Origin of the sequence: Microcystis sp. LE19-8.1F (assembly GCF_027531715.1) — a bacterium.
Classification (GTDB): domain Bacteria; phylum Cyanobacteriota; class Cyanobacteriia; order Cyanobacteriales; family Microcystaceae; genus Microcystis; species Microcystis wesenbergii_A.
In genome coordinates this window covers 1-1,149 of the sequence record NZ_JAPZSO010000249.1, presented here as the reverse complement: position 1 = coordinate 1,149, position 1,149 = coordinate 1, and the positions used below count along the sequence as shown (strand labels likewise).

Annotated in this window: 1 protein-coding gene; it reads right to left on the bottom strand. The window is 50.8% G+C overall.

The genetic code is table 11. The annotated features are described in order from the left end of the window. Positions 1 to 346 precede the first annotated feature (346 nt). The gene (locus tag O9334_RS22430) at positions 347 to 733 is read right to left on the bottom strand and encodes an NUDIX domain-containing protein (protein WP_288002648.1); all 387 of its coding nucleotides are present in this window, start codon (positions 731 to 733) and stop codon (positions 347 to 349) included. Between the last annotated feature and the right edge of the window lie 416 nt (positions 734 to 1,149).

Below are 1,149 nucleotides of genomic sequence, written 5' to 3'. Positions count from 1 at the left end.
ATGCGCCGCAGAATATGGTCAGCTGGAACATGATCCTCAATCTGAAAGTCATAAAACAACTGGGCCGATACTTCTTGATGTCCCATCATCACCAGATCCCCCGCAAATCAATGAAACCAGTGAATCATGACCCGCAAACCCTGACAACGACGAGTTTTTCAACAATATCGGCCATATCAAGTCATTAGAGCCCACCGCTGCGTTGCCCGAAACCAGTCATGAATGATGCGGACCATTACTGTCGGCTTTTAGCATCATCCTGAAAGCCGCCTCGTGGCCGGAAGTGGGTAGGTAGCGGATAGGCGGCTTGATTCGGGAACGAAAGTTGTCGAGGTTCGACTACATTTTACTTTACGAGGCGGCCAATGATCAGTCGATATTCATCGCTGACTAGATCGGAGATCATGTGGGCTTCATCTTTGTCAAACCATCGAACCTCAGAATGTTCGTCATTCTTGATATGAGGAAAGCCGTCCCACGAGAAAATGTGATAAACGTGCAGGCTAACAAAATGATCTTTCTCGCCGGTTTGCAGCGCTGTAATGTATTCACCGTTAATGTCGGTGACGCCAATCTCTTCATAAAGTTCTCGACAAAGAGCGGCCCAGAGCGTTTCACCTTGCTCGACATGCCCTCCGATGATGTCCCATTTATTGGGGTGGGACTTGTGTGATGCTCGCTTGCCAAGAAGGACGCGACCGTCGCGGACCAGCATTGCACCAACCGTTTCCATCGGGACCCTCGATAAAGCTTCCTCATTTTAGTGGCACATTTAGGGTCAGCTGTCACGACCACTCCGGGGTAGATTTGAGAATTTCGGCTTCCGACTATGCTTCGCCGAAACGCTGCCTAGCTCAAAACCGCCTCAACTATCCAACTATCAATTTCCAATTATAGCTTTTGGTCGTGACGTGCTCCCTCGTTTTTCGGCCGGCAGAAGTTCGGCTTTACCGTTGTGATGCTCTGCTACCCATCGTTGGGCCGCTTTGGCCTAGAGTCTTTGGCCTTGTGAGGTGCACCCATTGTTCGGGCCAGTGGGAGTTAGAGTTTCCCGCTCTGATGAGGTGCACCCATTGTTCGGGCCAGTGGGAGTTAGAGTTTCCCGCTCTGAGTCACGTTGGCGGGCTGGGATCGCCAACGAAATTTGTC

Coding starts and splice junctions, on each gene's coding strand:
- O9334_RS22430 (WP_288002648.1), bottom strand. CDS start 733: ATGGAAACGGTTGGTGCAATGCTGGTCCGCGACGGTCGCGTCCTTCTT.